Source organism: Mesorhizobium sp. M7A.F.Ca.CA.001.08.2.1 (assembly GCF_003998455.1).
GTDB classification, from domain to species: domain Bacteria; phylum Pseudomonadota; class Alphaproteobacteria; order Rhizobiales; family Rhizobiaceae; genus Mesorhizobium; species Mesorhizobium ciceri.
This window is the reverse complement of the sequence record NZ_RZPW01000836.1, coordinates 1-2,561: the sequence shown is the minus strand read 5'-3', so window position 1 is coordinate 2,561 and position 2,561 is coordinate 1. Positions and strand designations below refer to the sequence as shown.

At 61.7% G+C, this 2,561-nt stretch carries 2 protein-coding genes and 1 pseudogene; all 3 read left to right on the top strand.

All coding sequences use genetic code 11. The features are described from left to right. Nucleotides 1–53: 53 nt before the first annotated feature. The gene (locus tag EN914_RS31750; protein ID WP_013532548.1) at nucleotides 54–386 is read left to right on the top strand and encodes a helix-turn-helix transcriptional regulator; all 333 of its coding nucleotides are present in this window, start codon (nucleotides 54–56) and stop codon (nucleotides 384–386) included. Nucleotides 387–407: 21 nt separating this feature from the next. Beyond that, a complete protein-coding gene (locus EN914_RS31745) occupies nucleotides 408–2,288 on the top strand; it encodes an ABC transporter ATP-binding protein/permease (protein ID WP_013532547.1) in 1,881 nt (626 codons plus the stop codon). Between the two features lie 108 nt (nucleotides 2,289–2,396). Then, a pseudogene (locus tag EN914_RS39520) lies at nucleotides 2,397–2,561 on the top strand (antibiotic biosynthesis monooxygenase); the annotation flags it as partial.

Below are 2,561 nucleotides of genomic sequence, written 5' to 3'. Positions count from 1 at the left end.
GCCCATAGGGTTAGCTTGCCCCGTGCCCGTTCATCGTCTATCGCCGATGAACGATGGCAGAATCCCTGATGGAAACAAACGCATCATGCGGCGGTCCGGACAGCCGTGCGGTCGCCGCCCGACTTGCAGCGCTTTCCCATCCGGCGCGGATCGAAATCCTGAAACACCTATCGACGAGCAGTTCCTGCTGCTGCCGCGAGGTCGTCGACCGCTTAGATCTGGCGCAGTCCACCGTGTCACAACATCTGAAAATACTGGTCGAAGCCGGGCTGGTTCGCTTCGAGCCCGATCGCCAGCGCTCGCGCTATGCGATCGACCATGCCGCGCTCGCCGATGTCTCCGCATCGGTGGCCGCTCTCGTCAATTCCTGCTGCTCCGGCCGCTGAAATAAGAAGAAGGCACAAGAAATGGCCGAAAAAACCGTCTCCGACTCCTCGACTTTCAAGACGCTGCTCAATTTGTGGCCTTACATGTGGCCAGCGGATCGCGCCGATCTGAGAGCCCGGGTCACATGGGCGACGCTGTTGCTGGTCGTCGCCAAGCTGACGCTGGTCGCCGGTCCCTATTTCTTCAAATGGGCGACCGACGCGCTGGCCGGCGACGCCAAATCGGCGCCGCCGCTGCCGAGCTTCCTGCTGGCGCCCGTCATGCTGGTCGTCGCCTACAATGTCGTGCGCCTGGTGCAGCTTGGCTTCAATCAGTTGCGCGACGCGCTGTTTGCCCGCGTCGGCCAATATGCCGTGCGCCAGCTCGCCTTCCGTACTTTCGTTCACATGCACCAACTGTCGCTGCGCTTCCATCTCGAGCGCCGCACCGGCGGCCTGTCGCGCATCATCGAGCGCGGCACCAAGGGCATCGAGACGATCGTGCGCTTCATCATGCTCAACACGGCGCCGACCATCCTCGAATTCGCGCTGACCACGGGCATCTTCGCCTACACCTATGGCTGGAAATATGTGGTCGTCGTCGCGGTCACCGTCTGGGTCTATGTCTGGTTCACGGTCCGCGCCAGCGACTGGCGCATCTCGATCCGCCGCGACATGAACGACAGCGATACCGACGCCAACACCAAGGCAATCGATTCGCTGCTCAACTACGAGACGGTGAAATATTTCAACAATGAGGGCATGGAAGCCGAGCGCTTCGACCGCTCCATGGCACGCTACGAGGTCGCCGCGACGCGCATCTGGACCTCGCTTGGCTGGTTGAATTTCGGGCAGGGCATCATCTTCGGCCTGGGCACCGTCATCGTCATGTGCATGTCGGCGCTCGAAGTGCAGGCCGGCACGCAGACGGTCGGTGACTTCGTCTTCATCAACGCCATGCTGATGCAGCTGTCGGTGCCGCTCAATTTCATCGGCTTCATCTACCGCGAAATCCGCCAGGGGCTCACCGATATCGAGCAGATGTTCGATCTGCTGGATGTGCCGCAGGAGATCGTCGACAAGCCGGATGCCAGGCCAATCGCGGTCAGCGCCGGCAAGGTCGAGTTCCGCGACGTGCACTTCTCCTATGACCCGAACCGGAAGATCCTGAAGGGCATCAGCTTCGAGGTGCCGGCCGGCAAGACCGTCGCCATTGTCGGGCCTTCGGGTGCCGGCAAGTCGACCATCTCGCGGCTTCTGTTCCGCTTCTACGACGTGCAGGGCGGCCAGGTGCTGATCGATGGCCAGGATATCAGGGACGTGACGCAGGAGAGCCTGCGCGGGGCGATCGGCATGGTGCCGCAGGACACCGTGCTGTTCAACGACACCATCGCCTACAACATCCGCTATGGCCGCATCGGTGCCAGCGAGGAGGATATGCGCAAGGCGGCCGAACTCGCTCAGATCGGCCCGTTCATCGAGCGATTGCCTGACGGCTACAAGTCGATGGTCGGCGAACGCGGGCTAAAACTTTCGGGCGGCGAGAAGCAGCGCGTGGCAATCGCCCGCACCATTTTGAAGGCGCCGCCGATCCTGATGCTCGACGAAGCGACCTCGGCGCTCGACAGCCACACCGAACAGGAGATCCAGGCCGCGCTCGATCTGGTCAGCCGTGGCCGCACCACCATCGTCATCGCTCACCGCCTGTCGACGGTGATCACGGCCGATGAGATCATCGTGCTGCAGGACGGCCAGATCGCCGAGCGCGGCACCCATGCCGAGCTGATGCGCAAGCATGGCCTCTACGCCTCGATGTGGGACCGCCAGCGCGAGGCGACCGAGGCCGAAGAGCGGCTGCGCTTGGCTCGCGAAGGCGACGAACTTGGTGTCATCGTCCGCCGGCGCACGTCGGAGGTGAATTGAAGGTTCGGCGTGTGATCTGATTTTTGCACTTGATCTCAACTTAAGTTGAGATTGTAGGCCGTTCCTGGAGCCCAAAAAACACCATGATCCAGGAACGGAGCAATCGAAATGAGCAAGATAAATCAGACTGTTAACGGCGGCAGCGTGTTCAGGGTGGACAAATTCGTCGTCCCGGCCGGCGCCCGCGAGGAGATACTCGCCAAGGTCAGGACAACGCATGAATTGCTGCGCCTGCAGCATGGCTTCGTGCAGGATTTCCTGCTCGAGCAATTC